Origin of the sequence: Methylobrevis pamukkalensis (assembly GCF_001720135.1) — a bacterium.
Taxonomy (GTDB): domain Bacteria; phylum Pseudomonadota; class Alphaproteobacteria; order Rhizobiales; family Pleomorphomonadaceae; genus Methylobrevis; species Methylobrevis pamukkalensis.
In genome coordinates this window covers 1-19,533 of record NZ_MCRJ01000086.1, presented here as the reverse complement: position 1 = coordinate 19,533, position 19,533 = coordinate 1, and the positions used below count along the sequence as shown (strand labels likewise).

Genomic DNA, 19,533 nt, shown 5'->3' with positions numbered 1-19,533 from the left:
CCACGGTCGGCAAGGGAAGGATTCCGCGATGAAAATCAGCAAGATCGCTGCGATGCCCGTCGCCCCACCCGCCATCCGCAAGCGGAACGCCGGGTCCCCGCTTTCGCGGGGATGACGACGGAGAAGATTGAGGTGGAGGCTTGTACGAACCGGTGCCCCCCTCAGACACCCTCCGCATCATACCCGGCCCGCGCAACCCGGATCGCGTCGTGGCTCGCGTTCGCCCATTCCACCAGCACGGCGAGCGGGGGCAGCAGCGAGAGGCCAAGCGGGGTCAGGCTGTATTCGACGCTGGGCGGGACGGTCGGAAACACCGCGCGGGCGACGAGGCCGTCGCGCTGGAGGTCGCGCAGGGTCTGGGTCAGCATGCGCTGGGAGATGTCCGGCAGCGCCCGCTTCAGGGCGCTGAAGCGGCAGGGACCGGCGCCGAGCGTCACCACGATCAGCATGCTCCACTTGTCGCCGATGCGGTTGAGCACGTCGCGGATCGGGCAGTTGTCGAGCGAGAAGCCGGCGGCCACCGCCTCGGGCACGGTCAGCGGGCGCCTGGCGGCGGGCATGTTCATGGGGGCGGTTCCCTCCAGGTAACCTGGTGACGGAATTCTGCCGCCTTCACAGGCGGTACCAGATCTCTACTCTACGCGTTGTCTCGAAAAGAGACCAGATACCGCATCGATACCGGCAAGAGGCTGACCCTGGCGTCGACCGGCCGGACACAGAGGACAGATCATGTCGCAGACCCTTCTCGTCTCCGGCGCGGGCGGCCAGTTCGGCCGGCTCGTCGTCGAAAATCTCCTCGCCGCCAACGCCGGCACCATCGTCGCCGGCAGCCGCAATCCGGACAAGCTCGCCGATTTCGCCGACCGCGGCGTGGAGCTGCGCACCGTCGACTTCGACGACCCGGCCGGCCTTGAAGCTGCCTTCGCCGGCGTCGACCGCCTGCTGATCATCTCCACCGACGCCCTCGACACGCCTGGCCGCCGCCTCGCCCAGCACACCCGCGCCATCGAGGCCGCGAAGGCCGCCGGCGTCGGCCACATCGTCTACACGTCGATGCCGTCGCCGGAGCCGGGCAACCCGGTGCTGTTCGCGCCCGACCATTTCGGCACGGAGCAGGCGATCAAGGCGAGCGGCATCCCTTACACGATCCTGCGCAACAACTGGTATTTCGAAAACCTGTTGATGTCGCTGCCGGGCAGCCTCAAGTCCGGCCAGGTGGTCACCGCCGCCGGCGATGGCCGGATCGCCTATATCGGCCGCGCCGATCTCGCCCTTGCCGCCGCCACCGCCCTTGCCGCCACCACCGGCAACAGCACAACGCTGACGCTGTCGGGATCGGAAAACCTCTCCACGGCCGAGATCGCCGCGCTGGCCGCCGAGGTGTTCGAAACCCCGCTCGCCGTGATCAACGTGACGGACGCGCAGCTTCTGGACGGCCTCAAGGCCCACGGTGTGCCGGAGGGGTTTGCCGCGCTGATCGTCAGCTTCGACGCCAACGCCCGCGCCGGCGGGCTGGAGGGCAGCAGCGCCGACTTCGAGGCGCTGACCGGCCGCAAGCCGGGCCTGATGCGCGACTGGCTCGCCGCCAACACGGCCGCCTTCGCCTGATCTGGCGCCTGATCTGGCGCCTGATCCGATCTCACGACCATCTCCCGAAAGCCGGCCCTCGCGCCGGCTTTCGTCGTTGGCTCGTCCCGTCATCTTTAAGTACACCTAAAGAACCAGCCTTAAGTTCTAAATGGAGCTTCACCAAAAGCTGGCCTAAGGTCTTCCTCAACGACAAGCGGAGACGAAGCACAAGCTTTGCTCCCGAAAGAGACGCGGGGAGGATGACGGCGGACCGCACAGGGTGCGGACGCCCTGCGACGCCGGCCGGCACGGCCGCGGCGGCGCCCCCATGCCCGCAACTTCTTTCATCCGACCCCGCTCCCGCCCGGCGAAACGTCTCGTCCGGCGCCGCGAACCCGTGTGAACCGAGGAACCGACTGCCATGAATCTCTCGTCCCTGCTCCTCGCCCGCGCCGCCAAGGGCCGTCCCGTCCGGGTCGCACTGATCGGCGCCGGCAAGTTCGGCTCGATGGTGCTGTCCCAGGCCCAGAAGATCGACGGCCTGCACATGGTCGCCGTCGCCGACCTCAACGTCGGCAAGGCGCGCGAGGCCATGGCCCGCGTCGGCTGGCCGTCCGAGCGCTACGCCGCCAAGAGCGCCGGCGAGGCCGTGCGCACCGGCACCACCTTCGTCACCGACGACGTCAAGGCGATGCTCGCCTGCGACGACATCGAATGCGTGATCGAGGCCACCGGCCACCCGATTGCCGGCACCCGCCACGCCCTGTGGTCGATCGACGCGAACAAGCATGTAGTGATGGTCAACGTCGAGGCCGACGTGATGGTCGGCCCGCTGCTGGCCGAGAAGGCCCGCGCCAGGGGCCTGATCTACTCGATGGCCTACGGCGACCAGCCGGCGCTGATCTGCGAACTGGTCGACTGGGTCCGCGCCTGCGGCTTCGAGCTGACCTCGGCCGGCAAGGGCATGAACTTCGAGCCCCGCTACCGCTACTCGACGCCGGACACCGTCTGGAGCTTCTTCGGCTGGACCGAGGAGGAGGTCGCCAAGGGCGACTTCAACCCGAAGATGTACAACTCCTTCACCGACGGCACCAAGGCGGCGATCGAGATGGCGGCGGTGGCCAACGGCACCGGCCTCGACTGCCCGGACAACGGCCTCGCCTTCCCGCCGGCCGGCCTGCATGACCTTGCCAAGGTGTTCCGCCCCGCCAGCGACGGCGGCCGCATGGACCGCTCCGGCCTCGTCGACATCGCCGCCAGCCAGGAGCCGGACGGCCGCGAGGTGATCAACAACATCCGCTACGGCGTGTTCGTCACCTTCAAGGCCCACAACGAATACACCCGCGCCTGCTTCAAGCAGTATGGCCTGCTGACTGATCCGTCGGGCTGGTATGCCTCGATGTGGCGCCCGTTCCACATCATCGGCCTCGAGACCTCGGTGAGCGTGCTCTCGGCCGTGCTGCGCGGCGAGGCCACCGGCTCCTCGAAGGAATTCCGCGGCGACGCGGTCGCGACCGCCAAAAAGGACATGCAGCCGGGCGAGATGCTCGACGGCGAAGGCGGCTATGCGGTCTGGGCCAACGCCATCCCCGCCGCGCGCAGCCTCGAACTGCGCGCCCTGCCGATCGGCCTTGCCCACAACGTCCGCCTGAAGCGGCCGATCAGGAAGGACCAGATCGTCAGCTTCGACGATGTCGAACTCGTCAACGACCTCGACGTGGTGGCCGTTCGTCAGGAGATGGAAGACCGCTTCCGTCCCGGCCAGATGGCGGCCGAGTGAGCCGGACGGGGGACGCAGCCATGTCGGAACACGCAACGCCGGCCGCCGGCGCCTTCGTGGTGATCGCCGAATTCCGGGTGAAGCCGGGATCGATGGATGCCTTCCTCGCCGCAGCGCTCGACGATGCCCGCCATTCGGTGGCCGACGAGCCGGGCTGCCGGCAGTTCGACGTGATCGTTCCGGAGGGCGACGGTGATGCCGTCGTCTTCTACGAGGTCTACGACAGCCGGGCGGCCTTCGATGCCCATCTGGAAACGCCGCATCTGGACCGGTTCCGCGCGGCCTTTCCGGCCCTGATCACCGAGGAGCGCCCCGTGCGCTTCTCCCGTCGCCACCATCCCTGAACGCACGATGCAACAGGATCCGGACACGACCATGGACATCGCCGCCCCCGCAACGACCCTGCGCCGGATCGCCCTTCTCGGCACCGGCCTGATGGGCGCGCCAATGGCGCGGCGGATGGCGGCGGCCGGCTTCGCGGTCACGGCGTGGAACCGGTCGCCGGACAAGGCGCAGGCGCTGACGGATGCGGGCATCACCGTCGCCGAGGCGCCCGCGCCGCCGTGCAGGATGCCGACGCCGTCGTCGTCATGCTGAGCTCCGGCCCGGTCTGCGACGAAGTGCTCGGCGGTGCGGACGGTGTGATCGCGGCCATGGTGCCGGGCGCCAGCCTCGTCGTGATGAGTTCGATCCCGGTCGAGACCGCCAGGGCGCAGGCCGAAACCTGTGCCGCCCGCAGCCTTGCCTATGTGGATGCCCCGGTGTCCGGCGGCGTGCGCGGCGCCGAGGCCGGCACGCTGGCGATCATGGCCGGCGGCGAGGCGGAGGCGGTCGCGGCACTCGCGCCCCTCTTTGCCGCGATGGGCAGGCTCACGCATGTGGGTCCGGCCGGCTGCGGCCAGCTTGCCAAGCTCTGCAACCAGATCATCGTCGCGGCCAACATCTGCGCGGTCGCCGAGGCGCTGGTGCTCGCCGGGCGCGGCGGCGCGGATCCGGCCAGGGTCCGCGAGGCCCTGCTCGGCGGCTTTGCCGACAGCACCGTGCTGCGCCAGCACGGCGAGCGGATGGTCACCGGCAACTTCGTGCCGGGCGGCCCCGCCAAGTACCAGATCAAGGACACCGGCACGGCGCTCGATGTGGCGGCCGGCGTCGGCCTCGATCTTCCCGTCGCGACCGCCGTCGACCGGCTGTTCCGCGATCTCGTCGACAACGGCGGTGGCGACCTCGACCACAGTGCCGTCTACAGGGAGCTGCTGCGCCGTCACGGCGCGTGAACCGTCTGCCTGCCCTATCGGACCAGAGGACCGACAACCGCGACGCCGGACGCCGCGGATCAACAACAGGAGGAACGACCATGACCGCTTCGACACTGCGCAGCCTGCTCGCCGCAACCGCGCTCTCGCTTCTGGCCTCGGCGGCCCAGGCCGCGACGCTGACCCTCTCCACCCCCGATCCGGACACATCCGAGATCACGGTCGCCGCCAACAAGTTCGCCGAGCTCGTCGCCGCCAAGACCAACGGCGAGGTCGAGGTGAAGGTGTTCCCGAACGGCACGCTCTACGGCGGCGACCCGTCGGCGGCGGTCAAGCAGGTCGCGGGCGGCTCGCTCGACATGCTGCTGCTCTCCACCTCGCTCTACGCCAACTTCAATCCGAAGTTCACGGCGATCTCGATCCCCTATCTCTTCGACGACGTGGACCAGCTGCGCAGCTATCTCGCCGGCGATCTCGGCAAGGAACTGATGACCGACCTCGACGGGATCGGCATCAAGGCGATCAACATGTGGACCCGCCCCTTCCGCCAGATCACCAATTCCAAGCGCGCCATCACGGCGCCCGCGGATCTGGAAGGCCTGAAGCTGCGCGTGCCCAACAATCCGCTGTGGGTCGAGTTCTTCGGCAAGATGGGCGCGGCGCCGACGCCGATGGCCTTTGCCGAGGTCTACAACGCCCTTCAGCTGAAGGTCGTCGACGGCCAGGAAAACCCGGTCAGCGTGCCGGTGGCCGCCAAGTTCTACGAGGTGCAGAGCCACATCTCGATGACCAACCACATCGCCGACGGCTGGGTGCTCGCCATCAACCCCGGCAAGTTCGATGGCCTGACCGACGCCCAGAAGACCGCGATCGGTGAAGCCGCCGTCGAGGCCGAAGCCTGGAAGGTGGAGAACGACGCGGCCAATGCCAACGGCGCGCTCGACCTGCTCAAGGAGAACGGCATGGAGGTCAACGAACTGACCGCCGAGCAGAAGGCCGCCTTCGTCGCGGTCTCCAAGGAGCTGTTCCCGGTCTTCGCCGGCCTCGTCAAGGACCAGTCCTTCTTCGACCGCACCATCGCCGCCGTCGGCAAGAACTGACCTTCGCGCGGAGGGACCGGCAGAGATCGCCGGTTCCTCCCCGTCCATGGCCGAGGCTCCCCTTGCCCGGTGTTGCCCGGGCGGGGAAAATGGACAGGGCGCAGGCCCCTCCCGCCCCGGGAGTCTCCCGCAGGATGCCCCTGACCGACCGGGCGCGGCAGCTAGCAGGACCGTCCGGGTCCGATACCGAGCACGGAACGTGTCGACCTGCCGAAGCTTTCCGTGCGACGGCAAGCCCGGCCGGGCGCCGGCCGGTCAGGCCGTAACCTCGGACCTGTCCGACGAACCGGACCTGTCCGAGCCGGGTATGACGCCGGCGGCGCGTCAAGGAGAGACAAAGATGACATCCTTCCCCTCCCTCGACCGGATCATCGCGATTCTGGCGGATGCCGTCGCCGGCCTCGCCGCCTTCGGCATCCTGGTGGTCGTGCTGCTGCAGGTGGCAAGCCGCCTTCTCGGCTGGTCGATCCCCTGGACCGAGGAGGCGACCCGCTATCTCTTCGTGTGGATGATCTTCCTCGGCCTTGCCGCGGGCTTTCGCACCGTGGAATCGGCGCGGGTGACCTTCTTCATCGCCGTGGCGCCCCGGATGATCCGCCGGCTTGCCCTGCCGATCTACGTCGTCTCCTCGATCGGCTTCTTCCTGCTGGTGGTCTGGACCGGCTACGGCGTGGTGCGCCTCCAGCTCATCATGAACGAGACCGCCGCGACGCTGGCCGTGCCGATGTGGCTGATTGGCGGGATCATGCCGGCCTCGGCCGTCATCGCCATCCTCGCCGTCATCGAATCGGTCCGCCAGCGCCCCGGCCTGATCGCCGTGCCGGACGACGCGCTGGCCGCGGGCGATCCGGCCTCCGACCACCCCGACACGCCCGCCTCCCGGAGGACGCCATGAGTCTCACCCTGCTCCTGCTGTTCCTCGTGCTCAGCATGTTCGGCGTTCCCCTCGCCGTCGCCCTCGGCCTGTCGGCGGTCGCCGCCATCGTGCTCTTCACCTCGACGCCGATCGACCTTCTCGCCCAGAGCATGTTCTCGGCGATGAACTCCTTCCTGCTGGTGGCCGTGCCGCTGTTCATCCTCGTCGGCGTGCTGATGGAACGGGGCCGGGTCGCCGAGAAGCTGTTCGATTTTGCCGAGGCGATGGTCGGCTGGCTGCCGGGCGGCCTTGGCCACGTCAACATCGCCTCGTCGGTGATCTTCGGCGGCGTCTCCGGCTCGTCGGTCGCCGACATCGCCTCGATCGGGGCGATCGAGATCAAGGCCATGGAGCGCCACGGCTTTCCCAAAGGCTACGCAGTGGGCATGACGCTGTGCACCTCGACCCTGTCGTCGATCATCCCGCCGTCGATCCTGATCGTCATCGCTGGCTCGATCGCCAACGTCTCGATCGGCACCCTGCTGGTCGCCGGTCTGGTGCCGGGCCTGTTCATCGCCTTCGTCTTCATGGTGTTCAACCACGTCTATGCCGTCCGCCACGGCTTCAATCCGCCGACGCCCTTCCATCTGCGCCATTTCCTGCGCACGGGCCTTGCCGCGATCCTGCCGATGCTGACGCCGGTGATCCTGCTGGTCGGCATCGTCGACGGCTACTTCACCCCGACGGAAGCTGCCGCGATCGCCGTGCTCTACACGATGTTCCTCGCGGTGATCCTCTACCGGTCGATCCGGCCGTCGGACCTGCCGGGCATCTTCATCGAGACGGCCCGCACCTCCGGCACGATCCTGTTCATCGCCGCCACCGCCAAGCTCGCCGCCTGGGTGTTCACCTACGACGGCCTGCCGGTGCAGGTCGCCGAGCTGCTCGGCCACATCTCCGCCGGGCCGACCACCGCGCTGATCGTGATCTTCCTGTTCCTGATCGTCGTCGGCATGTTCATGGACGCCATTGCCGCCATGTTCATCCTGATCCCGGTGCTGCTGCCGCCCGCCATGTCGGTCGGCGTCGACCCGATGCATTTCCTCGTGGTCATGGTGATCACCCTGACCCTCGGGCTGATCACCCCGCCGGTCGGCGTCTGCCTGTTCGCCGTCTCGCAGGTGGCGAAGATGCCGATCGAGGAGGTGATCCGCGGCTCGCTGGCGCCGATGTCGATCCTCCTCCTCGCCATCCTGTCGCTGGTGTTGTTCCCGGACCTGACGCTCGCGCCGATCCGGCTGATGGGGCTCTACTGAGATGGCGGCGGACGAGAGGCCGGGCCCGGCAGGCGGCGACGTGATCGTGGTGATGGGGGTCTCCGGCTGCGGCAAGACCACGGTCGCCGAAGCGCTCGCCGCCCGGCTCGGCGGCAGCTATCTGGAGGCCGACCGGCTGCACCTGCCGGCGAGCGTCGCCCGGATGGCCGCCGGCATTCCGCTCACCGACGAGGATCGCTGGCCATGGCTGGAGGCGGTCGCCGCGGCAGCGGCGGAGGCCCGGCCGCGCCCGGTGGTCGTCGCCTGCTCGGCGCTGCGCCGCGCCTACCGCGACCTGCTGCGCGCTCGGCTCGGGCCGGTCCGCTTCGTCCATCTTGCCGGAAGCCGGGAGACGATCGCCGCGCGCCTTGCCGGCCGCAGCGCCCATTTCTTCGATCCCGCGCTGCTCGACAGCCAGTTCGCGACGCTGGAGCCGCCCGGCACCGACGAGGACGCGGTCACCCTCGACGTCACCCTGCCCCCCGCCCGCCTCGTCGACGAGGCGCTGGCCGCGCTCGCCTCACCGGCCCCCGCCGGACCCTGATCGGGGCAGCCCTCAGGCCGCCATGCCGCCCGGATGGCGCTGCTGCCAGGCGTCGCGCTCGGCGCGCAGCCAGTCGAGGAAGAGGCGCACCTTGCGCTGGCGCAGCTGGTCGTGCGGACAGACGATCCACTGGGTCACGAGCCGCACCCCGGGCGGATCGGCGACGGGGCAGACGAGGCGCCCGGTCGCCAGTTCCTTCTCCATCATCAGCGTGCTTTCCAGCGCGATCCCCATGCCGGACACCGCCGCGTCGATCGCCATGTGGCTGCGGTCGAACAGCACGCGCCGCCATCGCTCCGCGGTGTCGACGCCGGCCAGCCCGAACCAGCGGCTCCATTGCGCCTGCGACTTCACCGAATGGATCAGCCGATAGGCGACGAGGTCGGCCGGCTCGACGCCGCCGTCCGGCACGTGGCCGGGCGCGCAGGCCGGCAGGAACGCCTCCTCGGCCATCGGCTCCACGAACAGCCCCGGCCAGCGGCCGTCGCCGTGGCGGATCTCCACGTCCACCACCTCGCGCTTGAAGTCGGTCGGCTCGTTGGTGCCGTCGAGGCGGATCTCCAGATCCGGATGCGCGTCCATGAAGCCGGCAAGGCGCGGCAGCAGCCACTTGTTGGAGAGCGTGGGCGTCGCCCGCACCGTCAGCGTCGTCACCGAGCGATAGCCCCGGATCAGTCCGGTCGCCTCGGCGATCCGCTCGATCTCGTCGGTGATGGTGGCGAAGTAGCGCTCGCCGGCTTCCGTGAGCACAACCCTGCGCCCCATCCGGCTCATCAGCGACACGCCGAGCTGCGTTTCCAGCGCCTGGATCTGCTGGCTGACCGCCGAGGGCGTCACGCTCAGTTCCTCCGCCGCCCGCGAGATGCTGCCCGCCCGTGCAGCCGCGTGAAACACCCAGATCGACCGGATCGGCAACTGCATGACGGATCCTCTGAAGGCGACGCCGATTGCAAGGCCCCCGCCGTCCGGCGTCGCCAACATCATAGTCTTCCGCAGCGCAGCGTCCAGCGTCCGCAAGTGGCCCTTGCGGCGGATGGCTGACTCGATTTGCGAGCCTGCGGATTCAGGATCGCAGGCACGAGGCCCAGGACCCTGACTCGCCAAGGGAAACCGGCTCAGCCGTGCGGCGAGCGCAGACGGCCGTCCGGACCATCGCGCGACGACAGCACTTGCACTTACGTGGAAACTCTGATTCTCTCCGGCCTCGGCACGACGTGCACGGCTCGCCGCAGCCCCGGAACTCCTCAAGTGACAATTCACTTCAGGATGAGGATATTCATATAATTAATTGATATTACGTAGTATTTCATGCTTCCTAATGTGAAGCACGAGCATGTGTGGCCGGTGCCCCACTTCAGATCCGCGCACCCGTCCTCGTCCTTCGAGACGGCCTTGCAGGCCTCCTCAGGATGAGGACTTCGCAGAGTCAGCCACTTTGGCAACCCGTCTCTCTTTCCCCTCATCCTGAGGAAGTCGCGCAGCGACTGTCTCGAAGGACGAGGGGAAAGCTACCGTCCGGTCGTGCCCGCCAGCCGGGCCGACCCATACATGTGGCCGCTGGACCGGACAGCCGGCGCGACATCACACAACGACAGTCTGGCCTGGCCCGTCACCGGCCGCGCAGCAAAAAGGGCCCGCCGCGAAGGACGGGCCCCTGATCGGGGCGGCAGACCCCACGCATCACGGCTCGGCGTGACGCCCCCCCCTCACGGCCTGGCGGCAAGGAACTCCAGCACGCCGGCCTTGTAGATCTTGTCGCCGACGGCAAGCATGTGGTCGCGGCCGGTGATGTCCAGCGCCCGGCCGTTCGGCAGCAGCGCGGCAAGCTCCGCCGCCGAACCGGCGACCTCGTCCTTGCTGCCGACCGCGACCAGCGCCGGGCGCTGGATCGAGCCGACCTGCTCGGGCGCGAGCTTCTTGCGCATCGCCCGCATGCAGGCGGCAAGCGCCATGCGGTCGCTCTTCGTCTGGTCGGCAAAGGCGCGGAAGGTGCGTCCCACCGGATCGGTCACCTCGTCGAGCGACGCCGCCTCGAGCGCCTCCACGATCGGCGCCGAGCCGCCGACGCCCGTGACCATGCCGATGCCGAGCCCGCCGAACACCACGCTGCGCACCCGCTCCTGATGGTTGAGGCAGAGGAAGGCGGCGATGCGCGCGCCCATCGAATAGCCCATCACGTCGGCCCGCTGGATGCCGAGATGGTCGAGCAGCGCCCGCGCGTCCTCGGCCATGGTCTCGGAACTGTAGGCCTCCGGATCATAGAGCTTTGTGCTCTCGCCGTGGCCGCGGTTGTCGAGGGCGATCGCCCGGTAGCCGGCCTTGGTCAGCGTCGTCACCCAGCCGGTGTAGCTCCAGTTGATCATCTTGTTGGAGGCAAAGCCGTGGATCAGCAGGACCGGGTCGCCCTCGCCCTCGTCGAGATAGGAGAGGTCGATGCCCTGATGGGTGAAGGTCGGCATGAGGCGTGTTCCGTGGATGGTGACGTCGGCGCGAAGATAGCGCCGCGAGATGGCAAGAGGGCGGTTGCGGGCGGGTGCCACCGGCAAATCAGTTTTTCCCGCGCCGTCCGCCCGCCGAACCGGGCGCGGTGTCCGGCGCGACGGCATGAAATCCTTGCCGGGACGGGATTTCAAGAGCGGCCGGAAGGGCCTACACATCCGCATCGGCAGCGGCTATGGTGCCGGCCAATCGGTCAGACCCTATCGGACAACGAGGACAGAGGCTTCATGGCGCACTCGGTCGTTCCCCACATCCACAACGACGGCGGCCACGAGGTGGTGCGGATCGGCGCGCGCGAGTTCATGTGCATCGGCGCCAAGCCGCCCTTCGACCACCCGCATGTGTTTCTCGATCTCGGCGATGACGTGGAGCGGGTCTGCCCCTACTGCTCGACCCTCTACCGCTTCGATCCGGCGCTCCACGCCGACGAGACCGTGCCGGCCGGCTGCCTGCTCGCCGCCGCCCACCTCTGACGGGCGCGTGCCGGGCGGGATGCGGTCGGGCGCCGTGCACGGGCTCCCCCGGAACTCCCGCCCTTGATCTCGCGCAAGGACCGTCCGGGCGGCACGGTGGATGATCCTGTCCGCCCCGCAGTCCGGAGGATCACCGTGAGTCTGCCCCCCGATCACATGCCGCCGCGCCTCGCCGCACTCCCCGGCACCCCGGCGCCGCGTCCGTGACCGCCTCCCGTCCCGTGCTGATCGTCGGCGCCGGCATCGCCGGGCTGACGCTCGCGCTGTCGCTCGCCCGGCTCGGCATCGCCAGCGAAGTCGTCGAACAGGCGCCGCGCCTGGCCGCGATCGGCGCCGGCATCCAGATCTCGCCCAACGCCGCGCGCATCCTGATCGACCTCGGCCTTGGTGACGCGCTTGCGGAGAAGGCCGCGCATCTGGAGGCGATCAGGATGATGGACGCCGGCTCGGGCCGGCAGGTCGCGCGCATTCCGCTGGGCGGCACGGTCCTCTCCCGCCATGGCGCGCCCTACTGGAACCTGCACCGCGGCGATCTCCTCGAGATCCTCGCCGGTGCCGCGGCCGCCGCGCCGCTGGTCACCCTTCGCCTCGGCTGCACGGTGGCGAGCGCCGAGGACACGGGCCACGCGCTGCGGGTCACGCTGGACGACGGAACCGAGATCGAGGCGATGGTCCTCGCCGGCGCCGACGGCGTGCGCAGCCGCGTGCGCACCGGCCCCTCGGCGGCGCGCCGGCCGTCCAGTCCGGCCGCAGCGCCTTCCGCGCCACCGTGCCGATGGAGAGCCTTCCCGCCGCGCGCGGGTCGATCTCTCCCGCAGCACCGGCCTGTGGCTCGGCGCCCGCCGTCACCTCGTCCACTACCCTGTCCGCGCCCGCACCGCGCTCAACATCGTTGCCATCACCGACGAGGCCTGGTCCGGCGCCGACGATCGCTGGGACGCGCCCGCGTCGCGCGACGACGTGCTGGCGCGCTTTGCCGGCTGGCCGGCCGAGGCCCGCGACCTGCTGTCCCGTCCGGACAGCTATCGACGCTGGGCGCTGTGCACCGTGGATCCGGACGGCATCTGGGCGCACGGACGGATCGTGCTCATCGGCGATGCCGCCCACGCCATGCTGCCGTTTGCCGCGCAAGGCGGGGCGATGGCGATCGAGGATGCCGCCGTCCTCGCCATGGAACTTGCCCGCCACGCGCCGGCAGAGGCGATTGCCGCCTATGTGGCCGCGCGGCGTCCACGCGTGGCCGCCGTCGCGGCGCTGGCCCGGCGCAATGGCCGGATCTACCACCTCTCCGGCCCGGCCGCGGCCGCGCGCAACACCGCCCTCCGGCTGATGGGCGGCCGCCGGCTGCTCGGCATGATGGACGGCATCTACGGCTGGAAGGCCGGCTAAATTCCGAACGGCAAGGCGTCAGCCCTCGCCCCGCGCCAGCCGGTCGAGCGCGACATAGTCGAGCTTGCCGCTGCCGAGCACCGGCAGCGCCTCCACCCGCACCACGGTCTTCGGCACCATCAGTTCGGTAAAGCCGTGCGCGCGCGCCAGCGCCAGCAGTTCCTCGACGTTGACGTCCTGCGCCTCGGTGACGAGCACCAGCGCCTCGCCCTTGCGCGGATCGGGCACGGCCATCTCACTGCGTGGCCGCTGTCCGGCCAGCGGCCGGCGACATGGGCCTCGACGGCGGCGAGCGAGATCATCTCGCCGGCAATCTTCGCAAAGCGCTTGGCGCGGCCCCTTATGATGACGAAGCCCTCCGCATCGATCGTCACGATGTCGCCGGTGTCGTGCCATTCGCTCGGATTGGGCTTGAGCCGACCCGGCGTCTCCGGCGGAAAATAGCCCATCATCACGTTCGGGCCGCGCACGAACAGGCGCCCGGCGTCCTTCAGCCCGGGCACCGGCTCCAGCCGCGCCTCGACGCCCGGCAGCAGCCGGCCGACCGTGCCCTCGCGCTTGGCCGTCGGCAGGTTGACCGCCAGCACCGGCGCCGTCTCGGTCACGCCGTAGCCTTCGTAGAGTTCGAGGCCGAAGCGGTCGCGCCACAGCTTGCGCGTCGCCTCCTTGACCCGTTCGGCCCCCAGCACCGGAAAGCGCACCGTGACGAAATCCGCCGGGTCCGCCGCCCGCCCCCAGCCGCCGGCGAAGGTGTCGGTCGTCAGCAGGATCGTCGCCCGCCCCTGGCGGATGAAGCCGGGGATCTGCTTGTAATGCAGCGGCGAGGGATAGAGGAAGCAGCGGAAGCGCCCGAGAATCGGCAGCAGCATGCCGGCGGTCAGGCCGAAGGAGTGGAAGGCCGGCAGCGCGTCGAACATGCAGTCGTCGCGCGAGAAGCGATAGGCGGTCGACACCTGCGCCACGTTGGCAAGCAGATTGGCATGGCTGAGCGCCACCCCCTTGGCCGCGCCTTCGGTCCCCGAGGTGAACAGCACCGCGGCGGTGTCGTCAGGCCTGCGGCGCGGCGACAGCAGCGACAGGAAACCGGGAATCTTCGCCGCCAGAAAGCCCGTGGCCTTGTCGGCAAGGGTGATCTGCCGGCGCAGGTCCTCGAGGTTGACGATCTCCAGATCCTTGGCCAGCGCATCCACCGCCGGCTGCAACTGCGCCTGCTTGACGAAGGCCGACGAGGTGACGACCACGCGCACGCCGGCGGTGCGGCAGGCACTCGCCAGCGCCTTGCTGCCGGCCGTGAAGTTCAGCATTGCCGGCACGCGGCCGATCGACTGCAGGGCAAAGAAGGTGACGGCGAGGCCGATGACGTTGGGCAGCAGCACGCCCACCCGCTCGCCGGGCTTGGTGAAGGTCGCAAGCCGGCGTCCCAGCACGCAGGCCGCCAGCAGCAGCCGCCCGCGCGACATCGGTGTGAGGTCCTGATCCTCGAGACAGATCGCCGACGGATCCCGCCGCGTGACGTCGACCAGTGCGTCGATCACGGTCCGGCGCCAGAAGGCCGGATCTGGCGCCGCGGTGGCGGAGCGGTGATTTGCCGCGCCTTCCGGCTCGGCCGGCACGCTTCCGGACATCGTCATCCCGCGTCTCCTCGTCTGCGGAGCCATCAGCCGCCGCAGGCACTCCGAAATACCGCGTGGCCCGGGCCGGGCGCGCCGCGCCGCAGCCTCGTGGAGGAACGACCCGGCGTCAACCGTCCCCGGCCGTCCCTCCCCGGGTCACGCGCGGCGGGCACATCCCGGAGGTTACTATTTGTTCACCTGACCGGTCATGCCCGGTCGGGATATAGTTCCCGGAACGACAAGCGCCACCGGCACGAACCGGTGGCCGAAACCCAACCGGGAGGCAGGGTCTGTTGCTGACGGCGCCCTTCGACATGCTGCAACACGCCGCCCGGGCGCGCGAGGACGACGCACAGCGATGACCAGCGCCCGCGCCTCCCGCCACACCGGCTGGATCGGCCTGCTCGTTTCGGCCGCATCGCTGATCGCCGTCTGGTCGCTGGCCGCCTTCATCGCCGACAGCCGGCTGCTGCCCGCCCCCTGGACCGTGTTCGGCCTGATGACCGCCGAAATCGCGTCGGGCGAACTCCTGCACCATCTCGGCATCACCCTGGCCCGGGTGATCGCCGCCTTCTCTTCGGCCATGCTGATCGGCAGTGCCATCGGCATCGCCATGGGCCGCAGCCGGGCGGTCAATGCCGCGCTCGACGTGTGGCTGGTGGTGCTGCTCAACGTGCCGGCCCTCGTGATCATCATCCTCGCCTATGTCTGGTTCGGCCTCAACGAGGCGGCGGCGATCGGCGCTGTCGCGCTCAACAAGCTGCCGAACGTGATCGTCACGGTGCGCGAGGGCGCCCGCGCCCTCGACCCGGACCTCGACCAGATGGCAAAGGCCTTCCGGCTCTCCTGGAAGAAGCGCCTGTTCGACGTGGTCCTGCCGCAGCTGCAGCCCTATCTGGCCGCCGCCGCGCGCTCGGGCCTGTCGCTGGTGTGGAAGATCGTGCTGGTGGTGGAACTGCTCGGTCGCTCCAACGGCATCGGCTTCCAGCTCAACCTCTACTTCCAGCTGTTCGACGTCGGCAGCATCCTTGCCTATGCCCTCTCCTTCGTCCTCGTGATGCTCGCCATCGAGATCCTGATCCTCCAGCCCCTGGAAACCCGTGCAAACCGCTGGCGTGTCCACACCGCGTGAAATCCACATCGAGCGCAAGACGTTCCGGGGCGCCGACGGCACCCCGGTCGTTGCGGTCGAGGGCCTGCATCTGGTCCTGCCGCCCGGCAGCCTGACAGCACTGATCGGCCCGTCCGGCTGCGGCAAGACCACGACGCTGCGCATCGTTGCCGGCCTCGACACCGATTTCGAAGGGCGGATCGTCCTGCCGCCGGACCCGCGGATCGGCTTCGTCTTTCAGGAGCCGCGGCTGCTGCCCTGGCGCACGGTGGAGCAGAACGTCCGCCTCGTGCTGGACCGGCCGGACGACGCCGACCCGGGGCCGTTGCTCGAGAGCCTCGGCATCGCCGACATGCGCGGGCGGTTTCCGACCGAACTCTCGCTCGGTCTTGCCCGCCGGGTGTCGATCGCCCGCGCCCTCGTCATCCGTCCGGACCTGCTGCTGCTCGACGAACCCTCCGCCTCGCTGGACGAGGCCACCGCCGGCCGCCTGCGCGCGCTGATCCTGCAGGTCTGGTCGGACTATCGTCCGACGACGCTGCTGGTCACCCACAACATCCGCGAGGCCCTCACGCTGGCCGACCGGCTCGTGCTGCTGGCGCCGCGGCCCGGGCGAGTGGTCGGCGAGGTGATCCTTGATCGGCCGCAGCCGCAGCGGGACGACACCTGGATCGAAGCAACCCGTGCAGATCTCGTCCGGCGCTTTCCCGGGACGGTCGCCTGAGACCTCCGCAGCCATCCCCGACGCGGCACCGGCGACCCGGCTGATGCGGCCGCCTCGGAAACGAGCATCGCAAGACCCGAGGATCCTCCGGGCTTCTGCACTGTGCAGGTGCAGCATTCATCATTCAGAATTCGTTATTTTACTTATGCGATTTTAGTTCGAATCTTTGAGGTTCGGATCGCACCGGCAATGGATACGCTTCAGGTTCTCACCAATCCTCTCAAGGTCATGGTGGCCGACGACTCGGCAACCGTGCGCAAATTCACCGAGCTCGCCTTGCGAGAGTGTGATTCCATGGCCGAGATCACGCTGGTGGCCGATGGCCGCGAGGCCGTGCACCGGTTGACGCAGGACACCTTCGACATCGCCTTCCTCGACATCAACATGCCCCATATCACCGGCGTGGAGGTGATGGGCGCCCTGCATCTGCAGAAATCGTCGACCTTCGCGATCTCGATGTCGAACTCGCTGTCCGACCATTCCGAATCGCTGCTGAAGTCCTTCGGAGCCTACGACTTCCTGACCAAGCCCTTCGGCAAGGGCGACGTGCGGCAGATCCTCAACACCTACGGGGCCATCCGCAAGCCGCTCGACATCCTGATCGTCGACGACTCCGGCACGGTGCGGCGCATCGTCAGCAAGGTGCTGGCGCGCAGCATCTTCAATCTGCGCCTCGTGGAAGCGGAGGACGGTGCGGCGGCGCTGCGACAGATCAAGGACCGCCGGTTCGGCATCATCTTCGCCGACTTCAACATGCCCGGCATGACCGGCATCGAGCTTGCCGGCCGCATCGCCGCCGAGATCGCCGATGTCGACGTGATCCTGATGTCGACCGAGTTCACCGACACGCTGGAGCAGGCCGCCCAGCGCGTCGGCGCACGCGCCTTCCTGCGCAAGCCGTTCTTTCCCGAAGACGTGGATTCGATCCTCCACCACCTGTTCCGCCTGCGCCACCCCCGCTTCAGCAAGCAGGTGCGGATCTTCGCGACGACGTGAGAACGAAGGGCTCGCAAACGGGCAGGTGCGGAGGCAGGCGCAGCGCGGACACGTTTCACGCGGCGCCGAATGTCAGCCGCCAGTCTCCTCCGGACGGGGCTCCGGGTCGCGGCGCTCCAGCGGCAGATCTTCGAAGGCCCAGCCGTCGGTGCCTTCCGGATACCAGATCACCGACGTGTAGCCCCATGCGACGGCCCGGCGCGCGGCGTTCCAGCTCATCCAGCAGTCGGCAAGGCAGTAGATCACGATATCGCGGGCGCGATCGCCAGCGGTCAGCCTCGCGAGACTGTCGCGAAACCAGCCGTCCATCGACGCATTGAGGCGGCCGTAGCCGACGTCGGGCAGCCAGACGCTGCCGGGAATGTCGAAGCGCGGCTTCTGGCGATAGATCGTGCCCGGCGGCAGTTTCGGCTTCGGCGGCACCGGCAGCACGTCGATGAACACCGCCCTGCCCGCGTCGAACAGCGCCTTGGCGCCGGCCGTGTCGACGACCCGGGCGCCGGCAAGGGTCGCCGGCACCGGGGCACGGTAATTATCCAGCCGGTAGTCGGACGGCTCGGAGACCACGGGCTCGGCGGCAGCGGGCGCCTGTCCCCCGGCAAGAACCAACGCCAGCGCCAGCCCCCCGACGATGACGATCGCCGAGGTCGGTCGAAGCCGGACGGCGCGGCCGAAGGACGGGCGCATGGCGCTGCGATCAGTTGGTGATCGGCTGGTCGCGCTCGTCGAGCAGCGGAACACCATATTCGAGCAGGATCTTGTTGATCTCGGCCTGGTTGTCGCGGAGCAGGTTGTTGAGCTGCCGCTTCCAGTTCTGATCCTGCCGGCGCACGCCCATGGTGATGCGATAGGCCATGCGCGGCCCGAAGGTCTCCTTGACCAGCGGCACCACGGCCATCGGCTTGTCCTCGAGCCGGGCATAGTAGCCGGCCATCGGTCCCCACAGCACGGCGACGTCGATCACGCCGTCACGGAGGTCCTTCATCATCCGCTGGGCCGAGGAATCGATCCGGGTGTCGACCATCAGCTGGTAGGGAACCGCGCGGCCGATGAGGCCGTAGTGGGCCATGTTGTTGCCCGGCGGCGTGCCGGCCACGATGCCGATGCGCTTGGTCTTGAGGCGCGGATCGGCCAGCGTGTCGAGCCCGTCGAGGTCACCGCCCTTCGGATAGACCAGCGCATAGGCGTCCGATAATAAGCGTTCGTGTTCTGCACCAGCTCGTCGCCCTGGGCAAAGCCGATGATCACGTCGCAGCGATGCTCGCCGAGCGTCTTGCGCACGAAGCCGGTCGCCATCGGAAACCAGGTGTAGGACACCGTCTTGCCGAGCTTGGCCGCCATGAACTCGGCGATCTTGTTCTCGAAGCCTTCCCCGGCCTGATTGGAAAACGGCAGGTTGCGGGGATCGGAGCAGACGCGGAACACATCCGGATCGACGAGTTCGATCGCCTCGCCGAAGGTTTCGCCGGCCGCAGCGCCCGCACCGGCCGGAGCTGGCTGGGCAAGGGCCGGACCCACGCCGGACACCGCGAGCGCGGCGGTCAGGGCAATCGCACGAAACAGGTCGCGCATCGATACATCCTCCCGATCTTGTCTTTGCCCGGCATTCGGACCGGTCACCGCCTGTGCGGACCAACCGACGCGGACCCGCGTCGGGGGCTCAGGATCTGCCGGCTGTCACGAAGAGCGGTGTTGCGGGGTGGGCCGCCCTGCGGTGCCACCGTCTGCGACAGGGGCCGCCCGTGGCAGCTGTCGATCACGGCGCGACGCCGGCCCGTTCGAAACGGACCGGCGCGACTCTCGTTGTCAGAAACCGAGGCAGGAATAGGCGGCATCCTTGGCGGCCTTGTCGACCGGCGGACGCTTGGGCTCGCCGCGGCCGACGGCCCCGTCGCTGCGCGCACGCAGGTAGACGTAGATGTCGTCGATGTAGCACATGACGTTGAGGTCGGTACCCCAGGCCGGCATGACGCTGTTGGACGGATGCCAGACGTTCTGCTGCCCGCTCGACACGACCTCGGTGAACTTCGTGTAGTCGATGGTCTTGAGCGAACCCGTCAGATCCGGGGCGAAGGTGCTGCCGGCGCCGTCCGGGCCATGGCAGGGCATGCAGTTACCGGTGTAACGCTTGTAGCCCATGTAGGTCCGGTAATCGACGAGGCCGTCGTCACCGATCTTGTAGGTCGGATCACCCTCGGCGTCGCGCCACAGGGTTTCGTCCTTCTCGACAGCGGTACTGTCAGCTGCGGCGAAGCCCGTGCCGGCACACAGAATGATCGCCGCCGCCAGTGTCACTTTTCTCCAGAGCAT

The 19,533-nt window shown here is 68.8% G+C and carries 19 protein-coding genes and 3 pseudogenes; 14 read left to right on the top strand and 8 right to left on the bottom strand.

Translation table 11 applies throughout. The features are described 5' to 3' along the window. Positions 1 to 161 precede the first annotated feature (161 nt). A complete protein-coding gene (locus A6302_RS14190; protein WP_069307592.1) occupies positions 162 to 560 on the bottom strand; it encodes a winged helix-turn-helix transcriptional regulator in 399 nt (132 codons plus the stop codon). 169 nt (positions 561 to 729) lie between these two features. Here A6302_RS14190 and A6302_RS14185 point away from each other — a divergent pair, with 169 nt between their 5' ends. From A6302_RS14185 to A6302_RS14150, 8 genes and pseudogenes are all read left to right on the top strand, one after another. After that, a complete protein-coding gene (locus A6302_RS14185; RefSeq protein ID WP_069307588.1) occupies positions 730 to 1,608 on the top strand; it encodes an SDR family oxidoreductase in 879 nt (292 codons plus the stop codon). 382 nt (positions 1,609 to 1,990) lie between these two features. Beyond that, the gene (locus A6302_RS14180) at positions 1,991 to 3,349 is read left to right on the top strand and encodes an NAD(P)H-dependent oxidoreductase (RefSeq protein WP_069307587.1); all 1,359 of its coding nucleotides are present in this window, start codon (positions 1,991 to 1,993) and stop codon (positions 3,347 to 3,349) included. A gap of 20 nt (positions 3,350 to 3,369) precedes the next feature. Next, complete coding sequence (locus tag A6302_RS14175) at positions 3,370 to 3,693, top strand: putative quinol monooxygenase (protein WP_069307586.1); 324 nt, start codon at positions 3,370 to 3,372, stop codon at positions 3,691 to 3,693. A 31-nt stretch (positions 3,694 to 3,724) separates the two neighbouring features. Further along, a pseudogene (locus A6302_RS14170) lies at positions 3,725 to 4,623 on the top strand (NAD(P)-dependent oxidoreductase). Positions 4,624 to 4,703: 80 nt separating this feature from the next. Next, a complete protein-coding gene (locus A6302_RS14165) occupies positions 4,704 to 5,702 on the top strand; it encodes a DctP family TRAP transporter solute-binding subunit (protein WP_069307585.1) in 999 nt (332 codons plus the stop codon). Between the two features lie 340 nt (positions 5,703 to 6,042). After that, positions 6,043 to 6,597, top strand: coding sequence for a TRAP transporter small permease (locus tag A6302_RS14160; protein WP_069307584.1), 555 nt, complete (start codon positions 6,043 to 6,045; stop codon positions 6,595 to 6,597). Next, positions 6,594 to 7,874, top strand: coding sequence for a TRAP transporter large permease (locus A6302_RS14155; protein ID WP_069307583.1), 1,281 nt, complete (start codon positions 6,594 to 6,596; stop codon positions 7,872 to 7,874). The genes A6302_RS14160 and A6302_RS14155 overlap by 4 nt, the downstream gene beginning before the upstream one ends. 1 nt (position 7,875) lies before the next feature. Beyond that, the gene (locus A6302_RS14150; RefSeq protein ID WP_069307582.1) at positions 7,876 to 8,418 is read left to right on the top strand and encodes a gluconokinase; all 543 of its coding nucleotides are present in this window, start codon (positions 7,876 to 7,878) and stop codon (positions 8,416 to 8,418) included. 12 nt (positions 8,419 to 8,430) lie between these two features. Here A6302_RS14150 and A6302_RS14145 read toward each other — a convergent pair whose 3' ends face one another. Next, on the bottom strand, positions 8,431 to 9,339 hold the full coding sequence (locus tag A6302_RS14145) for a LysR substrate-binding domain-containing protein (RefSeq protein WP_069307591.1): 909 nt from the start codon (positions 9,337 to 9,339) through the stop codon (positions 8,431 to 8,433). Between the two features lie 785 nt (positions 9,340 to 10,124). Beyond that, positions 10,125 to 10,877: an alpha/beta fold hydrolase gene (locus A6302_RS14140; RefSeq protein WP_069307590.1), complete on the bottom strand. Its 753-nt coding sequence runs from the start codon at positions 10,875 to 10,877 to the stop codon at positions 10,125 to 10,127. Positions 10,878 to 11,144: 267 nt separating this feature from the next. Between A6302_RS14140 and A6302_RS14135 the strand changes: the two genes are divergently transcribed. The 3 genes and pseudogenes from A6302_RS14135 (at position 11,145) to A6302_RS24600 (ending at position 12,779) form a co-directional block, all read left to right on the top strand. Then, complete coding sequence (locus A6302_RS14135; protein WP_069307581.1) at positions 11,145 to 11,390, top strand: zinc-finger domain-containing protein; 246 nt, start codon at positions 11,145 to 11,147, stop codon at positions 11,388 to 11,390. 203 nt (positions 11,391 to 11,593) lie between these two features. Next, positions 11,594 to 12,043, top strand: a pseudogene (locus A6302_RS26215) (FAD-dependent monooxygenase); the annotation flags it as partial. 307 nt (positions 12,044 to 12,350) lie between these two features. Beyond that, on the top strand, positions 12,351 to 12,779 hold the full coding sequence (locus A6302_RS24600; protein ID WP_141703785.1) for an FAD-dependent monooxygenase: 429 nt from the start codon (positions 12,351 to 12,353) through the stop codon (positions 12,777 to 12,779). Positions 12,780 to 12,797: 18 nt separating this feature from the next. On the opposite strand, the gene A6302_RS23585 is transcribed toward A6302_RS24600, so the two are convergent. After that, the gene (locus tag A6302_RS23585; RefSeq protein ID WP_210183336.1) at positions 12,798 to 12,977 is read right to left on the bottom strand and encodes a hypothetical protein; all 180 of its coding nucleotides are present in this window, start codon (positions 12,975 to 12,977) and stop codon (positions 12,798 to 12,800) included. Beyond that, positions 12,899 to 14,410: an AMP-binding protein gene (locus tag A6302_RS14125; RefSeq protein WP_069307580.1), complete on the bottom strand. Its 1,512-nt coding sequence runs from the start codon at positions 14,408 to 14,410 to the stop codon at positions 12,899 to 12,901. Before A6302_RS14125 ends, A6302_RS23585 begins: the two co-directional genes overlap by 79 nt. Before the next feature lie 340 nt (positions 14,411 to 14,750). On the opposite strand from A6302_RS14125, the gene A6302_RS14120 reads away from it, so the two are divergent. From A6302_RS14120 to A6302_RS14110, 3 genes are all read left to right on the top strand, one after another. Beyond that, complete coding sequence (locus A6302_RS14120) at positions 14,751 to 15,524, top strand: ABC transporter permease (protein ID WP_069307579.1); 774 nt, start codon at positions 14,751 to 14,753, stop codon at positions 15,522 to 15,524. Further along, positions 15,508 to 16,227 carry an ABC transporter ATP-binding protein gene (locus A6302_RS14115; protein ID WP_245294070.1) on the top strand — a complete coding sequence of 240 codons (720 nt, stop codon included), beginning with the start codon at positions 15,508 to 15,510 and terminating at the stop codon, positions 16,225 to 16,227. The genes A6302_RS14120 and A6302_RS14115 overlap by 17 nt, the downstream gene beginning before the upstream one ends. Before the next feature lie 189 nt (positions 16,228 to 16,416). Beyond that, positions 16,417 to 17,223 (top strand): response regulator, encoded by an 807-nt coding sequence (locus tag A6302_RS14110; protein ID WP_069307577.1) that lies wholly within the window; start codon positions 16,417 to 16,419, stop codon positions 17,221 to 17,223. Between the two features lie 72 nt (positions 17,224 to 17,295). On the opposite strand, the gene A6302_RS14105 is transcribed toward A6302_RS14110, so the two are convergent. From A6302_RS14105 to A6302_RS14095, 3 genes and pseudogenes are all read right to left on the bottom strand, one after another. Further along, positions 17,296 to 17,967 (bottom strand): PQQ-dependent catabolism-associated CXXCW motif protein, encoded by a 672-nt coding sequence (locus tag A6302_RS14105; RefSeq protein ID WP_425349164.1) that lies wholly within the window; start codon positions 17,965 to 17,967, stop codon positions 17,296 to 17,298. Continuing rightward, positions 17,921 to 18,795, bottom strand: a pseudogene (locus A6302_RS14100) (substrate-binding domain-containing protein). The gene A6302_RS14105 and the pseudogene A6302_RS14100 overlap by 47 nt, the downstream one beginning before the upstream one ends. A gap of 234 nt (positions 18,796 to 19,029) precedes the next feature. Further along, on the bottom strand, positions 19,030 to 19,533 hold a 504-nt coding region (locus A6302_RS14095), incomplete at its 5' end, for a c-type cytochrome, methanol metabolism-related (protein ID WP_069307576.1).

What these genes read in the sequence shown, in the direction of transcription:
- A6302_RS14180 (WP_069307587.1), top strand. Translation starts at nt 1,991, where the DNA reads ATGAATCTCTCGTCCCTGCTCCTCGCCCGCGCCGCCAAGGGCCGTCCC.
- A6302_RS14160 (WP_069307584.1), top strand. Translation starts at nt 6,043, where the DNA reads ATGACATCCTTCCCCTCCCTCGACCGGATCATCGCGATTCTGGCGGAT.
- A6302_RS14145 (WP_069307591.1), bottom strand. Translation starts at nt 9,339, where the DNA reads ATGCAGTTGCCGATCCGGTCGATCTGGGTGTTTCACGCGGCTGCACGG.
- A6302_RS14190 (WP_069307592.1), bottom strand. Translation starts at nt 560, where the DNA reads ATGCCCGCCGCCAGGCGCCCGCTGACCGTGCCCGAGGCGGTGGCCGCC.
- A6302_RS14105 (WP_425349164.1), bottom strand. Translation starts at nt 17,967, where the DNA reads ATGGTGTTCCGCTGCTCGACGAGCGCGACCAGCCGATCACCAACTGAT.
- A6302_RS14175 (WP_069307586.1), top strand. Translation starts at nt 3,370, where the DNA reads ATGTCGGAACACGCAACGCCGGCCGCCGGCGCCTTCGTGGTGATCGCC.
- A6302_RS14120 (WP_069307579.1), top strand. Translation starts at nt 14,751, where the DNA reads ATGACCAGCGCCCGCGCCTCCCGCCACACCGGCTGGATCGGCCTGCTC.
- A6302_RS14185 (WP_069307588.1), top strand. Translation starts at nt 730, where the DNA reads ATGTCGCAGACCCTTCTCGTCTCCGGCGCGGGCGGCCAGTTCGGCCGG.
- A6302_RS14165 (WP_069307585.1), top strand. Translation starts at nt 4,704, where the DNA reads ATGACCGCTTCGACACTGCGCAGCCTGCTCGCCGCAACCGCGCTCTCG.
- A6302_RS14110 (WP_069307577.1), top strand. Translation starts at nt 16,417, where the DNA reads ATGGATACGCTTCAGGTTCTCACCAATCCTCTCAAGGTCATGGTGGCC.
- A6302_RS14125 (WP_069307580.1), bottom strand. Translation starts at nt 14,410, where the DNA reads ATGACGATGTCCGGAAGCGTGCCGGCCGAGCCGGAAGGCGCGGCAAAT.
- A6302_RS14155 (WP_069307583.1), top strand. Translation starts at nt 6,594, where the DNA reads ATGAGTCTCACCCTGCTCCTGCTGTTCCTCGTGCTCAGCATGTTCGGC.
- A6302_RS14140 (WP_069307590.1), bottom strand. Translation starts at nt 10,877, where the DNA reads ATGCCGACCTTCACCCATCAGGGCATCGACCTCTCCTATCTCGACGAG.
- A6302_RS14150 (WP_069307582.1), top strand. Translation starts at nt 7,876, where the DNA reads ATGGCGGCGGACGAGAGGCCGGGCCCGGCAGGCGGCGACGTGATCGTG.
- A6302_RS14135 (WP_069307581.1), top strand. Translation starts at nt 11,145, where the DNA reads ATGGCGCACTCGGTCGTTCCCCACATCCACAACGACGGCGGCCACGAG.